Genomic DNA, 20390 nt, shown 5'->3' with positions numbered 1-20390 from the left:
TCTCTCTTTTATGCTTTCGTTACGTTACCCACTTACATTGGCATCGGGTTCGCCCCGCCGAAAACAACTGATGGGCGATGCGGGCTTTACGTTCACAGTCGAAATTCGCCCCACCAATGAAACGTTTCCCGATGATATGCCTGTCGACGACGTAGCAGAATACCTCGCCTGTCAGAAAGCCGCCCAATTTCTACGCGACCCGGAGGAACGTATCGTCGTCTGCGCCGATACAGTAGTAATTCTGGACGGACAGATTATGAACAAGCCGCAGAATGAGGAGGATGCCCGTCGAATGCTACGGGCCTTGTCGGGGCAAACTCACCGTGTCAGAACGGGTGTATGCGTACTCGCTCCTGATTCAAATGGTGGCGTTTCCCAGCAATCGTTTACCGACGAAACCCACGTAACATTCGCTACGTTGTCGGACAATGAAATAACGTATTACATCCACGAGTGTCAGCCATTCGACAAGGCAGGTTCGTATGGGGCACAGGATTTCATTGGGCTGGTAGGTATCGAACGACTCGAGGGTTCGTTTTATACGGTTATGGGGCTACCTACGCATAAAGTGTATCAGGTTTTGAAACAATATACAAAGAGCGAAAGAGTGAAAGAGTGAAAGAGCGGAGCCATCCGGCAGGTATTCGCTCCGCTTCGGCGGTCCGATTTCACTCATTCACTCTTTCGCTCATTTACCTATGCAACTTAGCACTGGTCAGACGGGCGTTCATTATGAAATTTTCGTTCGTTCTTTTGCCGACTCCAACGGCGATGGTATTGGTGATATCAACGGCATTACCAATAACCTCGATTATTTGAAAGAACTCGGTGTGTCGGCACTCTGGCTTATGCCCGTCAGTCCATCGCCAAGTTATCATAAATACGACGTAACAGATTACTACGGTATTGATCCTGAGTACGGTACGATCGATGATTTTCGGCGGCTCATTCACGAAGCTCACCAGCGAGGTATCGCCATCGTGATTGATCTGGTCATTCACCACACCAGCAGTCAGCATCGGTGGTTTCAGGAAGCGGCCAAAGGCCCTGATAATACGTACCGAAATTATTATAAATGGCTACCTCCCAGCGAAATCAAAGCTCGGAATCTGGCAACTCGCGATATTACAGCCGATTCGGGCGAACGTAGTCCCTGGCATTCAGTACGTAGCGGTCGAAATACAGAAAAATACTACGGTATGTTCTGGAGCGGTATGCCCGATTTGAATTTCGACCACCCGCCCCTTCGCGAAGAAGTGTATAAAATTGCGCGTTACTGGCTTCAGGATATTGGTGTCGATGGATTCCGGCTCGATGCCGCCCGTCACTTGTATCGCGAAACCGAAGAGCCGAAAAACTATGAATTCTGGGAAGAATTCGGTCGGAACATTGACGCAATGAAACCCGGTGCATATACGGTCGGGGAAGTCTGGACACGGCCCGAACGTATCGCGCCTTATTTCCGGGGTTTAAAGGCGAATTTCAATTTCGACCTGCGCCTGATGCTCGAAGAAATTGTTCGGCAGGAAGACGATACCGAAGACCTGATTGAGTTTCTGGCCTATGTTCATGCGGCATTTGCCAACGTAAACCCCAATTTTATTGACGGGCTGATTCTGTCGAACCACGATCAGGACCGGATCGGCAGTTTGTTGAAGGGTAATTTAAACCACCTGAAAGTGGCAGCCAATCTATTACTGACCTTACCCGGTTTGCCTTACATTTATTACGGCGAAGAAATCGGTATGCTTGGTTTGAAACCCGATGAAAACATCCGTGAACCGTTTCTGTGGGACATTCGCCCCCGCGACAGGCAACGTACTCGCTGGCGACGTGGCAAATACAGCACCAGTCAGACGGTACGTCCGCTGGCCGAGCAGCAAGCCGATCCTGATTCACTGTTCAGTCATTACAAACGGTTAATTCAGTTTCGGAATAGTCACCTCATCTTAAACGACAATCTGAGCCGCCTTCAACAAACAGGTATCCGACAAGCGGGAACGGTTTCATTTATACGTCTTTCCAAAAATCGACAACGAGCACTGGTGATTCATAACCTGACTGCAAAGCCGATGGACGTAGTGCTTTCACCCGCAGAATATTGGTGCCATCGTATTGAGTTTGAAACCGTATCGGGAAGCCAGCTTCTCAACGATCATGTTCACATACCAGCCTACTCCTGCGTCGTGTTACGGTAAATCACCTAAAATTTGACGGTTGCTACGTTACGCATTGGTATAGCAACGTTGTCTATTCCTTTTACTGATTATGAGCCTACGACTGTTTCTCTTTCTATTGTTTCTCACGCACTCTCTGTTTGGGCAGGAGCCTTCGAAGAAACGTATTGCCCGGCATATTGAGAAACTGGCATCCGACGATATGAAAGGCCGGGGCACCGGAAGCCCCGAAAATGCCAAAGCCGCCGATTACATTGCCCGGCACTTTCGCAAATACGGACTCAAACCACTGGGCACCAATGGGTATTATCAGGATTTTACTGCGAAAGTCAGGCGTGTAGTTGTTCCAGATAGTCTACGTAGGGCTTCTAATGTGATCGGTTTTCTGGATAACGAAGCTCCCTACACCATAGTCGTTGGTGCTCACTACGATCATCTGGGCATGGGTCGGCAAGGTAGTTCGCTGGAAACAGCCCCGGAGGATAAAATTCATAACGGTGCCGACGACAATGCTTCGGGTGTGGCCGGTTTGCTGGAGCTTGCCCAATATTTCGCCAAAAACAACGTAAAAGAGCCTTATAATCTGCTTTTTATGGGGTTCGGGGCCGAAGAACTTGGCTTGCAGGGTTCACGTTATTTTCTCAATAATCCGACCCTATCGTTAGACAAACTGAACTTTATGGTTTGTATGGATATGATCGGACGTTACAATCCCGAACGGGGTGTTGGCATTGGTGGATACGGTACCAGCGATACCTGGCCAATCGTTTTTAAAGGTGTGGAAAGTTCGATTAAATTTTTCACTGACCGGGCTGGTAACGGTGGCTCCGATAATGCCGCTTTTTACGCCAAACAAATTCCAGTGCTATTTTTCCATACAGGCGGGCACCCCGATTATCACAAACCCACCGACGATGCTGATAAAATCGACGTAGCCTCTGAAGAAGCGATTCTTAAACTGGAAATCAAACTTCTCGAAAACGCCATGCAACAGCCCAAAATGACGTTTACGGCTGTTCAATAACGTATCAACTCTTGTAACACCATGCGTTCTTCTCTTTTCTTTCTCTTCGCTGCTACGTTGCTGAATCAACCAATTCTGGCCCAAAATCAGAAAGCATCGCGGCCCAATATTGTTTTTATTCTGGCCGATGATCTGGGTTATGGCGACGTTGGCGTTAACGGACAGAAGCTCATAAAAACGCCCAATATTGATCGGTTGGCGAATCAGGGTATGCGGTTTACACAATTCTACGCCGGTACGTCGGTTTGTGCTCCATCGCGTTCATCATTTATGACCGGGCAACATACCGGACATACATTTATTCGGGGAAATAAGAGTGTAGAGCCTGAAGGGCAGCAACCGATTGCCGATTCAGTGGTTACTGTAGCCGAATTATTAAAGCAGGCCGGGTACGTAACAGCAGCGTTTGGCAAGTGGGGTTTAGGACCAGTAGGCTCCGAAGGTGACCCGAACAAACAGGGTTTCGACCGATTTTATGGGTATAATTGTCAGTCGCTGGCGCATCGCTATTTCCCCAATCATTTGTGGAACAACAGTGAGAAAATTGTATTGGCAGCCAACGAAAATCTGCAAAAAACGAAAGAATATGCTCCCGATCTGATCCAGAAACAGGCCTTGGATTTTCTGAAAACGCAGGATGACAAAAAGCCGTTTTTCCTGTTTCTTCCTTATATTCTCCCTCATGCCGAACTTGTTGCACCCGACGATAGTCTGCTGGCGTACTATAAAACAAAGTTTCCTGACGAAAAGCCGTTTAAAGGTGCCAACTACGGTTCTGATGCCAAAACAGGTGGCTATGCTTCACAGGCTTACCCGCACGCTACGTATGCTGCCATGGTTGGTCGACTCGATATATATGTGGGTCAGGTAATGGCCGCACTAAAAGCCAAGGGGCTAGATAAAAATACACTGGTCATTTTTTCAAGCGATAACGGGCCACATATCGAAGGCGGAGCCGACCCAAAATTCTTTAATAGCAGTGGCGGCTTCCGGGGTGTGAAACGTGATCTCTACGAAGGTGGTATTCGGGAGCCGTTTTTTGCCAACTGGCCGGGCGTTATCAAACCCGGTTCTACGAGCAATTACATCGGCGCTTTTTGGGATTTACTTCCTACGTTTACCGAACTCGCAGGAGCCAAAACACCCACTTCTATCGACGGTCTATCATTTGCGCCTACGTTGACAGGCAAAGGCACGCAAAAGAAACATGACTACCTCTATTGGGAATTTCACGAAAACGGCGGCAGGCAGGCCATTCGGCAGGGAAACTGGAAAGCGGTACGTTTACAGGCAGCCACGAATCCCAACAGTCCGGTTGAGCTTTACGACCTCGCAACTGACCCTACCGAATCTAAAAATATAGCGGCAACGAATCCAGAAAAAGCGCAGGAACTTAGCCAGTTGATGAAAAAATCGCATATTGAATCAACATTATTTCCCTTTGGCAATCAATAACTATACAGCGCCAAAACACACCATATTACCAGAAATAATTAATACCAACTGGTAGGTATTCGAAAACTAAAAATATACTTGCTTGTTTATACATAAACAGTAGCCCAAGTAAGAAATATGAGCTTTGGCAAGAACGGTTAGTGGGCTATATATTTCGTTTTTTTGATATGTTTGTCATTTATTGCTTATTTGATGAATCGCTCCTCAACAAAAAAAACGCCCCAATCGCTGCCCTCCTTACCCAAAGCCCCTACAGGTATTATTGGTTTGGATGAGATAACAAATGGTGGTTTGCCTGAAGGCCGTCCTACGCTTATATGCGGTGCAGCAGGTTGCGGCAAAACACTTTTTTCTCTTGAATTCATTGTTCGAGGAGCACTTGAGTACAACGAGCCCGGTGTATTCATGGCCTTTGAAGAAAAAGCGGATGAACTTACCGCGAACGTAGCATCGCTGGGATTCGATCTCGAACAACTTCAAAAGGATCAGCTTCTTACAATCGATCACGTCCATGTCGATCGTATCGAAATAGAAGAAACCGGCGAATATGATCTGGATGGATTATTTATTCGTCTGGGCTACGCTATAGACCGTATTGGAGCCAAACGGGTGGTGCTCGATACTATCGAAAATCTGTTTTCCAGCCTCACAAACGAAGGCATATTACGTAGTGAAATCCGGCGGTTATTTACGTGGTTGAAAGACAAGGGAGTAACAACCATGATTACTGGTGAAAAAGGTGATGGTACGTTGACCCGTCATGGGCTTGAAGAGTACGTATCAGACTGCGTTATTTTGCTGGAACACCGGGTAATTCACCAGATTTCGACCCGATTACTTCGAATTGTAAAATATCGGGGTTCCCTACATGGCACCAACGAATATCCTTTCCTGATCGATGAAGATGGAATTTCGGTGCTACCCGTTACATCGCTTACACTTGATCATGACGTATCAAACAAACGAATTTCATCCGGCATTCCAGCCTTAGATGACATGCTGGAGGGCAAAGGTTTTTTTGTCGGGAGCAGTATACTGGTATCAGGTACTGCCGGAACGGGCAAAACAAGTATTGCCGCCAGCTTCGTCGACGCAGTCTGCCAACGAAAACAACGTGCACTATACCTAGCTTTTGAGGAGTCTCCCCAGCAAATTTGCCGGAATATGCACTCTATCGGCATTGACCTACAGCCCCATATCGACAATGGGTTATTGCAATTTCAGGCATCTCGCCCAACGCTCAACGGCCTGGAGATGCATTTGGTAAAGATTCATAAACTAGTTTCTGAATTTAAGCCTAATGTTGTGGTGCTTGACCCAATCACAAATCTGGTAACGGTTGGTTCGCTGAGTGAAGTCAGATCTATGCTGATTCGGCTGATCGATTTTTTACAGGTAAACCAGATAACCGTACTTTTCACAGCTCTTTCCCTTAATACGGTTGTCAATGAACAAACAGACGAAGGCATTTCGTCGCTGGTCGACGCTTGGTTACTGGTACGTGATATTGAGTTGAATGGTGAGCGTAACCGGGGCATGTACATCATGAAATCACGGGGAATGAAACATTCCAATCAGGTTCGTGAATTTGTTATTACCGACAAAGGTTTGGAGCTTATCGATGTTTATCTGGGTATTGATGGCGTATTGACAGGATCTGCGCGCGAAGCACAGCAATTACAGGAAGAAACAGGGGTAGCATTACGTGATCATGCCATAAGCCGAAAAGACCGCGAAATCGAACGAAAACGAACAGTACTTGAATCCCGGATTGCCAGTCTCAAGGAAGAATTTGAGTCGGTACAGGACGAGTTAAATAAAACCTTTGTCGAAGATGAACTTCGCAAAGAGATACTGGAGAAAAACCGCGAACAATTGATCCGGAGTCGTCATAGCGGTCAGTAATTATCGATTACCTACTATACCTTAATTAATGGAGGAACAAGACACTACAAATGTTTGGGAGCTACGGCTGTATATAGCGGGCAAGACGCCCAAATCCGTTATGGCCCTGAACAATCTGAAAAAATACTGTGAAGAACATTTGCCCGGTAACTATGTTATTGAGGTAATCGACCTGCTGGTACAGCCTCAATTAGCCGCTGGCGATCAGATTTTAGCTGTACCTACTCTCGTTAAGAAAGTCCCCGAACCCATTCGTAAGATCATTGGTGATCTGTCGAATGAAGAGAAAGTTCTGGTGGGTTTAGACATTCGCTCGGCGAAAAAATAAGATGAATGAGCCAGCCGAGTATGCTAATTTAAATCTGACTGGCAATAACCAGCCGTATATACTTCGCTTGTTTGTTGCCGGCGCATCAATGCACTCGGTTCGGGCAATAGCGAATATCAAACACATTTGCGATACGTATATAGCTGACAACTATACGCTGGAAATTATTGATGTTCATCAGCAGAAACAATTGGCACAGTCGGCTCAGTTAGTTGCACTACCTTTACTCGTCAAACAAGCTCCCTGGCCTGAACGTCGACTTATTGGTGATCTCTCAGATACTCAAAAAGTACTTAAAGGTTTAGGTATTAGTAGCTTATGAATCCGCCCAAAACGTACGAACAGTTAGTTATTGAAAATGAAGAATTACGCATCCAGTTAGAGGAAGCAACTGAAACGATTCATGCAATTCGTTCAGGGCAGGTCGATGCCGTAGTGATTGAGGGCGATCAGGGGCATGAGATTTACACACTCAAAACGGCTGATCAGACGTATCGGGTATTCATCGAAACAATGCATGAGGGAGCGGTCACCCTTAATCAGGAAGGCTTGATTCTCTACTGTAATTCAACCTTTGCCAGTATGGTCGGGTTGCCATTATCGACTGTAATTGGCTCAGCGCTCCATACGTATGTTAAGTCCAGTTGCCGGCAACTTTATGAAAATTTTGTAAAAGCGAGCTGGCTGTCGTCCGAAAAAACAGAAATGACTATGAAGCAGGGTGAGACCGAACTTGTCTGCCTCATATCAGCCACACCGCTTGCCCTTGACGAAGGCGACTGCCTAAGCCTGATTTTTACCGACTTAACGCTTCAGAAACAAACTCAGGCATTATTAAAGACCAGCAACGAAGCACTTGCGTTTACGAATCAGGCCCTAAATCGCTCGAACGATAATTTAAAGCAATTTGCCTACGTAGCGAGCCACGACTTACAGGAACCACTCCGTAAGATTCAGCAGTTTGGCGACCTGTTGAAAATCCGTCATATGGAATCGACAGGCGAGGAGCGGGATTATCTGGAACGAATGCAGGCCGCTGCCAGCCGCATGTCGGCGCTGATTCGTGACATTCTTAATTTTTCCCGCATTACGTCGCAGGGCGAGATTACCAAACGCATTTCTTTAAATGAGGTGATTGATTCAGTACTCATCGACTTAGAATTACGCGTTCAGGAAACCAACGCCAGCATTACCGTAAGTCCACTTCCAGTTGTATTGGGCGATGCATCGCAACTGGGGCAATTGTTTCAGAATTTACTGAGTAACGCCATCAAATTTCATCGTGCAGACAATCAACCCCGGGTTAACGTTACGTATCAGACTCTGGCTGCCAGCCAGTTACCTTCCAGCATTGTTCCATCCCGCCAGTCGGCAACGTATTACCAGATTCAGGTAGCAGACAACGGCATAGGTTTCGATCAGAAATATGCAGAACGTATTTTTCAGGTCTTTCAGCGGCTGCACGGCAAAAATGAATTTACGGGTACAGGCATTGGTCTGGCCATCTGCGAAAAAATAGTTGTCAATCATGGTGGTGCTATTACCGCCACAGCCAAACCGAGCGAAGGTGCTACGTTCACTGTATACCTACCCGCCTAACTCTCGCTAATTTCCTCCTCAATGTACCACAAGTAATCGTTGTGTATGCACGTGGTCGCGGTACGTTAACTGAATCAGATACATTCCTTCCGATAGCAACGTATCAAAAGCAACCGAAACTGCTACGTTGGCTGTAGCTGTAACCATCTGCTGGTTAATACGTTGTCCGGCAATGTTAATTAACGAAAGTTGCCACTGACCACTTTCAGGAAGCTGGACAGTCAGCGTTTTCCCATTGCTTGGGTTTGGGAAAATCTGCGGCTTTGGCAGCGGTTCTGCATTGCCCGTAATAAACGCATCCGGATTATAAACGCTGGTTCCATCGGGTAAATCCAGCCGAATCCGATACGTACCTGTTGCCGTCTGGGAATCGGGCGACGTAAACGAATAAAGATGATACGGGAGTCCGTCAGTCGCTGAAGCTACCGAACCAATTGATACATACTGATCTCGGCCTTCGCTACGTTCGATCACAAACCGGCTTCCCGGTGGCTCCTGCGCCGACTGCCAGTGAATATGTATGGTGTTGCCGTCGGTTTCGGCCTGCACATCCCGAAGCGGATTCAGCGGCTGACCGGCTCCAACGACCCGAAATAAGGCCGATGGGGCACTCGGCAAAACCGGCGATTTGGCAATGATACGTAGCTGATACAGACCTGTACGTAACGTATCGGGCAAACGAACACGTAGCGTGTTATTGCTCGCTACTGCCGATACGTTGGTTACGAAGGTACTGGTTTGGTTCAATAACTGCACCGCTACATCGGGTTTTGCCGAATAACCCATTTGATCATACGGAACAAGAACTTCTTTACCCACCGGAATCTGGCTGGGCAACAGACCAATACGCAGAAATTGTTGCGGCTGGATGGGTTTTGTTGAATTGTAAAACTGGTCGGTCATACTCCGGTGCCACGACAAGCCAAACTCGGTAAGTCCCTGTTTTCCACCGGCAATGTTCTCAAAATGGCCATGTGTCGGCCGGGGCGTTTGAATGGTATCGGTATCTGGCCCGGCCCAGACGTTGTTGCCCGGTGTTTTGATGAGTGCATTCTGTGCCCCAATAATAGCCGTACTCGACACCGGCCCCGATGGCGTTATCGAACATCGGGCTACGACCCACGGCATATTCTGACCAAAATCCTGCCGACTCTGGTCAATTAAATCCTGAATCAATCGGCGGTATTCGTCGAGCGGAGTATTGTAAGGAACTGCATCCGATTCGCCATGGTGCCATAAAACAGCCCGAATCCCTAACTGGCTGTGATAATACTGAAGCGTATTACGCAGGTTGGCGTATGGCTGTAAAAAAGGCCATGATTTGCTGGTAAAAATATTGGTAGCCGTTTGTCCGTGTGCGGTATAGCTCCAGTTTTCGGCAACCGTCCCCGGAAATCCTACGTTAAAAAAAGCGACGGGTACGTTGTGCTTATCAGCAATTGCATCACCCAAGTCTCCCCAGCACCAGGCCGATTCACCCATCGGAAAAACGAGGTTAGTTGCGCGTAGTGGCGATAAAACTGGCGGTGCAAATGGTTTATCAGCCGAAACCATTACGTTGTCGCTATTGAGAAATGTATTGGTTCCATTGATAGATACGACCCGCTCACTCGCGCCTTTCGAACCCAGATCGGGCAACCCCATTGCATTCGACTGACCCGCGACGAGAAAAACCTCCCCCACGCCTACCCGTTCCACTGCCGATTGCATCATCACCCGCTGTTGCCGAAGCCCACGTACTTCCAGTCGATACAAACCTCCGGAGACACGTAGCGTACCCTGAAATATGCCGTTCTGGGGCGATGGAGTAATTACCTGCCAGTCGGCAGATTGCCCCATGCTGGCTGTTACGGATAGCACACGAGCTTCTATTCTGTCTACAGGCAGGGCATATGTACCCGCAATAAAAAGAGAAGCTTTGTTGTCGGTGCCGCGCTGAATAACAATGCGGGCGGTGGGATAAATAATCTCTAACTGAGCGAAGGCCGGCATTGAGAACAACCAGCAGAAAATCAGCAAAAAACGGCTCACTATCAAATAATTACGGGACATGTCGGATAAAAAAGAACGTCAAAAATACGGAAATTGCCCCGAACTACCGCAATCCTTATCAACTGGTCTTCGCTTTTGAAATGAACCGAACAACCCCATCCCGATTTACTACGTCATCTGCACCGGAGACGTACTGAAAAGTTAGAATTACAAACCTAACAAATAGGTTTGTACCGCCCAGTAAATTTGAACTTCCACTGGTTCAGGCTTAAATCCATAGAATAACCAGCATCCGTTTATTTGTCTACATTCGTACTCCCTCTTATCTGCTCTTGCGTATGATTTATCTTTACTTTCGCTCCTTTTTACTTTCTGTCTGTCTCCTCTTTTTTATAATACCATCGGGTATTCTTGAGGCCAAATCACGACCAGCAACCGAAGAGAATCCTGTAGGTATAGCGGCTAGCTGCGAAGCACCTGACGTGCTTTCTACTACGGTTTTATCGGGCTCATCGGCCCAGTTAAGCTGGATTGGTTATGGCAGTGTAAACACGTACACCCTAGAATGGCGGCAACAGGGCAGCGCAACGTTTACATCGGTAACCAGTCTGACAACTTCGGCCTATACCTTGACCGATTTAACGCCGGGTGCTACGTATGAGTGGCGGGTCAGCAGCGTATGCTCAGCAACGGCAACCAGCGTACCCAGTGCGTTAAAAACCTTTCTTACAGATTGTTCTTCGGTTCCTACGAGCCTCACCAGCAATTCCATTCAAGCCAGCAGCGTAACCCTTAGCTGGCAGATCGCAGCACCTATTCCACCAGGATATGCCATTCAATTCCGACCGCAGGGCAGCAGTACATGGAGTAATCCAGTCACTGTAACAACCACTACGTATTCGTTAACGGGGCTAGCCAGCAATACGCCTTATGAGTGGCAGGTGCAAGGCGTATGTTCGGCAAGTTTTACATCGACCTATGCTGCACCAGCCAGCTTCACTACGTTGGCCTGTACCAACCCGGCTACGAATGTACAGACACAGGCTGGCTATACAAGAGCCGCTTTGAGTTGGATCAATTCGATCAATACGGCTAGTACGTATGCTATTCAGTACCGCCTTCAGGGAGAAACCTCCTGGACAACCGCTCCGCCCCCACCTGTTGCTCAGGCTAACTTTTCAATGAGTTATAGTCTTTCTGGCCTTACAACGAATACGGCTTATGAATGGACCCTTACACGGGTTTGTTCGGCAATGGAAAGCGCTACAGCTATTGGCCCGATCAGTTTTACGACCACTTGTAGAGCCCCAAACACGCCCACTACGTCATTGAACAAACCAACGTCCAGACAAGTACTCTGGTTTGACCAGTTTAATACGGGACTATATGAGCTTCAATGGCGGCAACAGGGTAGCGAAACGTGGGCAAACAGTCTCACAGTCAACAGCTCCAGCACTTCGTCCAACTATACTCTAACCAATTTGGACATTGGTTCGGCTTATGAAGTGCGGGTAAGTAGTATCTGTTCTGCAGCAGAGAGTTCGTCGTTTACGGCCCCGGTTAGTTTTACAACCGCAACCTGTAATGCCCCGACGAGTATCAATGTCAACCAGATTAGCTCCAGTGGCAGTCGTTTAAACTGGATCGACGCCAATGCAGTTGGCACCTACGAAATACAATGGCGGCAACAGGGTGATCCAGACTGGCCCAATAGCGTAACCGTAACCTCGACAACAACGAGTTCGAGTTATACACTGGTCAATTTAAATCCGTCTACAGGTTATCAGGCTCGAGTAAATACCGTTTGTAGCGCAGCGGCAAGTTCGACATTTACAAACCCCCTCAATTTCACGACATCTTCCTGTTCAACACCAAATCTGTTTACGCCAACTCCTTCCGCAACATCGGCCCTGCTGAACTGGAGCAATAGCGGCACTGGAGTGACCTATAACTTACGATACAGACCACAAGGAAGCGAAACATGGATCACGGTGTCGGGAGTGACCAGTTCCCCTTATACATTAACTGGACTGACCAATAATACGACCTATGTATTTCAGGTGCAGAGTGCCTGCGGAGTAAATGCTACTTCATCCTACAGCAATTCGACTACTTTTACGACAAGCTGTAACGTACCAACTCTTCCGGCCGTCGTTACTACGTATTCAAATTCTGCCATTTTGGGCTGGGTAAGTAGTAATACTACGTTCGACCTCTATTGGCGCGAGCAGGGTGCTACGTCCTGGAACAATACGACTCTTACTACCGGTGCTCCCCAGCGATACAACCTAACCGGGCTGACGCCTTCGACCGGGTATCAGTGGCAGGTTCGGACGAAATGTACTAATACGGAGTTTTCAGCCCTCACCAGCATCAGCAATTTCACAACGGCCGACTGCACCGAACCAACCAATTTATCGGCGATCAGAAACGCCAATTCAGCCACGCTTCAGTGGACAACCCCAGCCCCGAATACACCACACGAACTCCAGTGGCGGCAGCAGGGAAGTACTACGTGGAACAGTGTTAGTAACCTGATCGGTACGCTTATTCCCTTCAACACAAACCGCTTCTCTTACTCGCTTACAGGGTTGATGGAGGCTACTGGCTACGAGTTTCGGATGAGCGTTTTTTGTACGCCCGGCAGTAGCTCTACGTTCTCGGCCCCGGCAAGTTTTACTACGTTAGGATGCGCTACACCTTTAAACGGTGGTTCGAACACGCCCAGAGCCACAAACGTTACGTTGACCTGGACGAATAACGGGGCGATGGCTTACAACATCCGCTGGCGTTTGCGAGGAGGAACAACCGCCTGGACAGCCGTTAATAACCTGACAGGTTCAACCTACGTACTACAGGGACTCACACCTTCTACGCTCTACGAATATCAGATACAGGCAGTTTGCTCGGATGCTACGTCCAGCACCTTTAGCAGTACTATTAATTTCTCGACAACAAGTTGTACCACACCTGTACTGTCGCAGGCGCGTGCAACGCCGACCACCGCTCGTCTGGACTGGACACCCACGGCCAGCAATTATACTGTAGAGTATCGGGCCATGCCAGCGGGTTCCTGTCTTTCCAATACTACAAACCCGGCTAACCCGTGGACAACAGCCGTTGCTGGTATAACCGCCAATACGCTTAGCTTGTCGGGTCTGACTACAGAAACGTGCTATCAGTGGCGAGTAACGGGAGCCTGCAGTACTACGTATCTGTCTCAGACAGGTTATTTTACAACGGGTTGCAATCAGCCGCCGACGGGTTTAACTGCGCGTTCAACAGCCGGTACGTCGGCCCAGCTCAACTGGGATGATCTAGGAGGTGGCGCTCAATATGAGGTGCAGTGGCGGGTCAACGGAACGAACGTGATTACTGGCGACGGTAGTTGTGTGAATAATGCGACTAATAACGCCAATCCCTGGAACACCGTATCGAATATAAGTAGCAGTAATTATCAGCTTAACGGCCTCAATCTGAGCAGTTGTTATCAATGGCGAGTCAGGGTTCAGTGCAACGGAGGCCCGTTTAGTGATGTATCCGCTTTCCGAACGTCGGGCTGTGCGCCGGTTTCAATTACGCAACAGCCGCCAGCATCGGCAACGGTGAGCGCCGGTAGTTCTACATCGGCTTCGGTTACGGCCACAGGTGCTCCGCCACTTATTTATCAGTGGTTCAAGGGTGGAACAGCTCCCGGCAATATACTCAGCGGGCAGACCAACGCTACGTTGTCGCTTACTAATGTACAGGCTAACGATGCCGATACGTACTATTGCCTTATTTCCAATGATTGCAGTAGTACCCTTTCAACTGGTTTTACATTGACAGTTTCCGTCGGTGGTTGTCAGAGTGGCTTCTATACGGTTCAGAACGGAGCCTGGAACGTAGCCAGTACGTGGTCGTGCGGTCAAATTCCCACGTCTGCCGATCCAGTCGATATACGGCACGTAGTGAGCATACCAGCCAGTTATACGGGGCTTGCTCAGAAGATTACCTACAGCAGTGGCGGCAAAATCAGTATGGCTACTACGGGCAAAGTGAGGGTTGGTCCATGATCAGCTAATCGTCAAAAAAATACCCGGCTCAGGAAATAATAGCCGGGTATTTTTTTGACGATTTATACCCTTTGACTTTACCATCCGTAGAAACTCCTAGCCAAATCGTCGGTACCTTCATCACCTTAAAAATTCAGTATAAGCTATAAGAAAAAAGTATAAATACTCAACTCTGTAACAGAACCAGTTTAAATTATTTCTGCTGTATTTAATTACACAACATCAACAAAGAGACCTTTATTCCCACAAAAAAAGGCTGTACAAAGAATCTCGGAGTTCATCTTAATCAAAACAAAGTACTAAAAGTCAAATATTTACATATAAACAATTTTTGCCACTGGTAATAATTTGACTACGCGAGTACCTAAATAATAAAATGGCTAACTATTGTATTTGACAAATTTCTATTTAGAACTACCGAAAAGTAAATCCACTTATTTTCTACAGTAGCTAATCGGCCCTTATAGTACTTTCGTTATATACATCTAACTGCACCAAGCCTATGCCCCTTCTTTACGCCCCCCATCGGGCCATTCTTGCCCTATGCTTCGCCGTGTTCTCTTTGCTGGCAATGGCCGTATCGGCCAGAACATTGGACAACCCAAACCTTACTAAATATCATGAGCTACCATTTGCCGACTGTACGAATCCGGCGACAAATCTACGAACATCAACAGTAGGTTACACGACAGCATCACTGCTGTGGAATAGTACAGGGTATTACGCCAATGTTTACCAGGTCAGTTACCGGGTTCAGGGCACTACAACCTGGACCCCAGCCTCAACAACCGTTTCAGAGGGCTACTATGCAGGTGCCTATAACCTGACAGGACTTATGGGCAATACCGTTTATGAGTGGGCTGTAACACGGATTTGCTCATCGACTGAATCGTCGGCAATGACAGCACCGTCAACATTTACAACAAACTGTAACAACGCACCCACCAGCCTTAGTCAATATAATATTACGCCGGTTAGTGCTTATTTATACTGGTATGATCAAAGTAATGCTGGCTCCTATGAAGTGTTATGGCGACCGCAGGGTAGCAGCACCTGGAACAGTATACCTGGTATTGTAACACAAAATTATACGCTGACCACTCTCACCCCAAATACATCTTATGAATGGGGAGTACGTATAACATGCTCACCTACAGTTAGTTCCTCACTAGCAGGCCCCAGCAACTTTACCACACCGCTCTGTAATACACCTTCATCCCCTTATGTAAATTCAACATCAATCTATTCCAACTCTGCACTTGTTGGGTGGAGCACTTTAGGAACTGGTGTTACGTATACAATGCAATGGCGCCCGCAGGGAAACCCCACCTGGAACACTGTAACTGGCATACCAACAAATACGTATTCGTTAACAGGGTTAACCAACAACACCGCTTACGAATTTCAGGTACAGGCCACATGTGGCCAAAGCAGTTCGTCGGGATATAGTAATCCGGTTAATTTCACCACCGTATGCAGCCAGCCAACATCTTCGGGAGAGAACGAAATATATGCAGCTTCGGCTTCATTATACTGGTATAACACTAACTCAACCTTTGACGTAAACTGGCGTCCGCAGGGAACCACTACCTGGAATTCAACCACAGCGGTTGCGACATCAAGCAGTACATACAAACCATTCACATTATCTGGCTTATCCACATCTACTACGTATGAGTGGACGGTCAGAACGTTATGTGGGGGTACTGATATGTCACCTGCAACTAGCATTCGAACCTTCACAACAGGAGCTTGCACAACACCTACCTCTCCCAATGCGACTGCTTTTTCGAATTCGGCAAACCTTCTGTGGTACACCCCAGCGCCCGGTTCATTACATGAACTTCAGTGGCGGCAACAGGGTAGTAGTACCTGGAATGTAGTTTCTAATTTGAATGGTACATATGTCACCTCAAGTCAGGTTACTTATAGACTAAGCGGGTTAACACCGGGTACGGCCTACGAATATCAGGTACGTGTATTTTGTACGCCAAGTAGTAGCTCAAGCTTTACTTCTCCCGTTAGTTTCACTACATCAGGTTGCCAGGCTCCAACCAATGGCTCGTATAATGTCTATGCAGCCACTCATACTTCGCTGTCGTGGACTCCGGCTGGGGCTTTGGGGTATAATTTGCGCTGGCGAAAACAAGGTACAACCCCCTGGACAACTGTGAGTAACATTTCAGCTCCTCCATACGTATTGCAAGGATTACCCCCTTCGACAACTTATGAATTTCAGGTAGAAGCCATATGTTCAACTACTGGCACTAGCGGTTTTAGCAACTCATTCAATTTTTATACGTCTGGTTGTGGCTACTCAGTTCCCGCACCGGCTATCGTAACGCCGACTACGGCCCGCCTGAGCTGGACAGCCGCCAGCACTTACTATGCGGTCGAATATCGGGCTATGCCAGCCGGGTCGTGTACGGCCAATAACAGTACTCCCTGGACTACCGCCGTAAGCAGTCAGACATCCACCAACACAACCCTTTCAGGTCTGACAGCCGGTACCTGTTATCAGTGGCGAGTAATTGGCACATGTACCAGCAGCCTTACATCATCTACGGGTTACTTCACTACTGCCTGCGGACCAGCACCTACCGGATTGAGCACAGACCCAATTCAAGGTACTTCGGCCCAACTCAATTGGGATAATCTGGGCAGTGGTGTACAATATGAAGTTCAATGGCGGGCCAATGCCACTAATGCTACAACAGGTGATGGTGGTTGCATAAACAATACAACCAGCGCAGGGAATCCCTGGTCAACCGTCTCGAATCTATCGACAAATAATTATAATCTCACTGGCCTTAATCTCAGCTCATGTTACCAGTGGCGGGTCAGAGTACTCTGTGAGGGCAGTACGTTTAGTAATATTCTCGCTTTCCGGACCACTAACTGTGCTCCAGCTATAATTACTCAGCAGCCACCTACTTCAGCCACTTTTGTGGTAGGTAGTACAGCATCAGCATCGGTAGTAGCTACGGGGTCATCGCTAATGTATCAGTGGTATAAAGACGGCACAAGTCCGGGCAATATTGTCGCTGGACAAACCTCAGCCGTGCTCTCGCTACCAAATGTGCAATTTGGTCAGGCCGGTACGTATTACTGTGTGGTATCGAACGGATGTAATAGCAGCACAGTCTCGAACGGGTTCACGCTTGTTGTCGCTACAAGTAGTGGTTGCGCTGGTGGCTTCTATACAGTACAGGACGGCCCCTGGAATACACCGGCAACCTGGTCGTGTGGAGCGGTACCGACCTCGGCAGATGCAGTTGACATTCGGCATATCGTCAATGTACCAGCCAGTTATACGGGTCTTAGTCAGAAAATCACCTACAGCAACGGAGGAAAAATTGTCATTGCCACTACGGGTAAGGTGCGGGTTGGTCCCTAGTCGCTAGATCGTCAAAAAAATACCCGGCTTTGGAAACAACAGCCGGGTATTTTTTTGGTAGTTCGCACAAGTTATCTTTGACAATATCCAACGTGTACAATATGGCCAAATCATCTACACCTTCCTCCCGCGACAAAAAAATACCCTCATCACCATCTGCGAAACCTATCCAGACGAAGCCCATTCCAGAAAAAGATCATCAATCCAGTAATCCCGCTTCGCCGATTGCCAGTAGACTACAATTTGGTTTATTGATCCTGTCTTTACTTTCGCCTGTTGTATTTAGTACCAGCGTTTTCTTTGGATTTACTTCGGTTCGGGTTCTCTATTTCTCAATTATAGTAACGCTTATGGCACTCACAGCCATCTGGCAGAAAACGATTTGGCATCAGAACGTATCGCTATTACAGTATACAGTTTTTACTTTTTTAGGCATAATGGCTATTGCCAATGTGCATGGAATAGATCCACAAGCCAGCTTCTGGTCGGGATTTTCTCGAATGGAAGGTTTCGTTACGTACCTCTATCTTGGCCTTTATTTCATACTGCTATCACGCCTTGATTTCTCAAATCAACAATGGACAGTTGCTTTTGTGGTATCTGTCGTCATAGCGCTATTGGTGCTTGTCCTATCTTTTGGGAGCAAGTTTGGCTGGCAGGCTAGTGATCACCGTTTAATAGGAACCGTAGGAAATCCTGCGTTTATGGCAGTTTACTTGCTTCAACAGGTCATTGTCAGCGCTTTACTTATAAGCCGTATCGAAAAGTCTTCCAACGGCCTACGCAATTGGCCAGCTATAGGTGGCTTACTCGTTATAGGTATCATACTGACGGCCGGAATTTTCTTGACGGGATCTCGTTCTGCACTGATCAGCCTTGGTGTAGGTGTATTTTTAGTAGGCGTATTGCTCAGCATTCGCTACGTAGGCACTCACCCTAAACAGGTTGCGTTATTTGCTGGAATTGCTATCGGGCTTGCAAGTATTGGTTGGGTTATTTTACAAACTGATACGTTACAGCAACAACCAGTCATTTATCGTCTCACCCACTTATCGGGATCACTTGACACTTGGCGGCCACGACAATTGAGTACTCAAATTGCCCTTTCTGCCACTGCCGAAAAACCCCTGTTAGGTTGGGGGCAGGATACTTACAACTATGGCTTTGCCCGGCATTACGTTCCTGGTTTGGCCTTGGAAGGCACCGACTGGTACGATCGGGTTCATAGCGTACCACTTGAATGGGCTTTTTCAGGAGGCATACTAGGATTACTGCTATACGTAGCAATATGGGTAGTAGGATCATGGCAGCTTATCCGATCAGGACTGCCAGTTCTACAGAAATGCGTATTAACAGCGGGTTTGGCCAGCTACTTTTTATTCAATCTTTTCAACCCTGATAGTATGTTGGCGTTGCAGGGCTTTTTTCTCCTGCTTGCCTTTATAGATACGTCGTTCCAGAATACGGCTAAAGAAAATTCCAGATTAGTCAATACACAATTTTCGGTTAGTACGCCTGTGTGGCTTTTGCCCACCCGTCTTGCGATTACAGTCTCTCTACTACTGTTTGCCTATTTCGCTATCTCTATTCCTGTCAAAACGCTACGTCAGCTAAACCAATTCAATCAAAAACCAACCCTCTTTGAACGTGCTACGTTGCTTGAACAAACGTATCGCACAGCTACAGTGGGCAAAACAGATGTTGCCGATCAATTAGTTACACTGGCCTTGTCATCCTTAAACGATACCAATCTGTCAGCCGCTGACAAACAAGGATGTTACGACCGAGCCGTCGCTATCTGGAGCGAAGTTTGTCAGCAGCATCCGCAGTCTAGTCGTTACAAAGCCCGTTTGGCATCACTTTACATAGCACGAGACGATTATGCCAAAGCTTTTCCTTTATACCAAGAAGCAATTTCCATCGAAAAAGGAAAACGTCCTGCTACGTTTATTCAACTGGGAAGTGCCTACATGCAACAGGGATCTATTTCAATGGCTCGTTCGGCTTTCCAACAAGCCCACCAGCTAGAGCCTAAATGGGAAACTCCGGTTGTTTACGAAGCCATTGCCTACGTAGTAGATCACAAGCCCGTTCAAGCCGATTCCGTGATGTATACACTTAGCGATGCCGGACTAATAGCTAATATTGCATTAGTGAAACAGGCCTATTACATGATGAAGAATCCGGGGGGATTAGTAAAACGAGTAGTTCATGTACCTTATAGGCATCAGCTCTCACCCGATGTTTACGTTGAATGGGCAACAGCTGCTTTCGATGCCCACGATAAAGAAGGTCTGCTGACGGCACTCAACTCCTTCGCCCGTCACTACGGAGCCCGTTATGACTATAATCGTATCAAACAGATATATACGGATGCGGTCGAACGTAATGTAGCCCCTACCGATGAACTACGTCAATTAGTAGCCTTGTTGTAGCCCTATTTTTAGCGGTTCACTTT

12 protein-coding genes are annotated in these 20390 nt (G+C 47.4%); 11 read left to right on the top strand and 1 reads right to left on the bottom strand.

Annotated elements, in window-relative coordinates:
• Positions 1 to 10 precede the first annotated feature (10 nt).
• The 8 genes from ACYVD4_RS10395 to ACYVD4_RS10360 all read left to right on the top strand — a co-directional run bounded on the left by ACYVD4_RS10395 (position 11) and on the right by ACYVD4_RS10360 (position 8488).
• Positions 11 to 619: a Maf family protein gene (locus ACYVD4_RS10395; RefSeq protein ID WP_460945194.1), complete on the top strand. Its 609-nt coding sequence runs from the start codon at positions 11 to 13 to the stop codon at positions 617 to 619.
• Positions 620 to 698: 79 nt separating this feature from the next.
• Positions 699 to 2198, top strand: a complete 1500-nt coding sequence (locus ACYVD4_RS10390) for an alpha-amylase family glycosyl hydrolase (RefSeq protein ID WP_460945192.1) — start codon at positions 699 to 701, stop codon at positions 2196 to 2198.
• Between the two features lie 70 nt (positions 2199 to 2268).
• Positions 2269 to 3201: a M20/M25/M40 family metallo-hydrolase gene (locus ACYVD4_RS10385; protein WP_460945190.1), complete on the top strand. Its 933-nt coding sequence runs from the start codon at positions 2269 to 2271 to the stop codon at positions 3199 to 3201.
• Positions 3202 to 3222: 21 nt separating this feature from the next.
• Positions 3223 to 4656, top strand: coding sequence for an arylsulfatase (locus tag ACYVD4_RS10380; RefSeq protein ID WP_460945188.1), 1434 nt, complete (start codon positions 3223 to 3225; stop codon positions 4654 to 4656).
• Positions 4657 to 4848: 192 nt separating this feature from the next.
• Positions 4849 to 6561: a circadian clock protein KaiC gene (kaiC, locus tag ACYVD4_RS10375; protein ID WP_460945186.1), complete on the top strand. Its 1713-nt coding sequence runs from the start codon at positions 4849 to 4851 to the stop codon at positions 6559 to 6561.
• Positions 6562 to 6589: 28 nt separating this feature from the next.
• Positions 6590 to 6889, top strand: a complete 300-nt coding sequence (locus ACYVD4_RS10370) for a circadian clock KaiB family protein (RefSeq protein ID WP_460945184.1) — start codon at positions 6590 to 6592, stop codon at positions 6887 to 6889.
• A 1-nt stretch (position 6890) separates the two neighbouring features.
• Complete coding sequence (locus ACYVD4_RS10365; protein ID WP_460945182.1) at positions 6891 to 7211, top strand: circadian clock KaiB family protein; 321 nt, start codon at positions 6891 to 6893, stop codon at positions 7209 to 7211.
• Positions 7208 to 8488 (top strand): sensor histidine kinase, encoded by a 1281-nt coding sequence (locus ACYVD4_RS10360; protein ID WP_460945180.1) that lies wholly within the window; start codon positions 7208 to 7210, stop codon positions 8486 to 8488. The genes ACYVD4_RS10365 and ACYVD4_RS10360 overlap by 4 nt, the downstream gene beginning before the upstream one ends.
• 18 nt (positions 8489 to 8506) lie before the next feature.
• On the opposite strand, the gene ACYVD4_RS10355 is transcribed toward ACYVD4_RS10360, so the two are convergent.
• Positions 8507 to 10480, bottom strand: a complete 1974-nt coding sequence (locus ACYVD4_RS10355) for a T9SS type A sorting domain-containing protein (RefSeq protein WP_460945177.1) — start codon at positions 10478 to 10480, stop codon at positions 8507 to 8509.
• 338 nt (positions 10481 to 10818) lie between these two features.
• On the opposite strand from ACYVD4_RS10355, the gene ACYVD4_RS10350 reads away from it, so the two are divergent.
• The 3 genes from ACYVD4_RS10350 (at position 10819) to ACYVD4_RS10340 (ending at position 20367) form a co-directional block, all read left to right on the top strand.
• Positions 10819 to 14535, top strand: coding sequence for a fibronectin type III domain-containing protein (locus tag ACYVD4_RS10350; RefSeq protein WP_460945175.1), 3717 nt, complete (start codon positions 10819 to 10821; stop codon positions 14533 to 14535).
• A gap of 502 nt (positions 14536 to 15037) precedes the next feature.
• Entirely contained in the window at positions 15038 to 17932 is a 2895-nt protein-coding gene (locus tag ACYVD4_RS10345) for a fibronectin type III domain-containing protein (RefSeq protein ID WP_460945173.1), read from the top strand.
• Positions 17933 to 18033: 101 nt separating this feature from the next.
• Positions 18034 to 20367: an O-antigen ligase family protein gene (locus ACYVD4_RS10340; protein WP_460945171.1), complete on the top strand. Its 2334-nt coding sequence runs from the start codon at positions 18034 to 18036 to the stop codon at positions 20365 to 20367.
• Positions 20368 to 20390 lie beyond the last annotated feature (23 nt).

Source organism: Spirosoma daeguense (assembly GCF_054776875.1).
The sequence above is the reverse complement of the archived record's forward strand: the minus strand, read 5'-3'. Positions and strand labels throughout refer to the sequence as shown.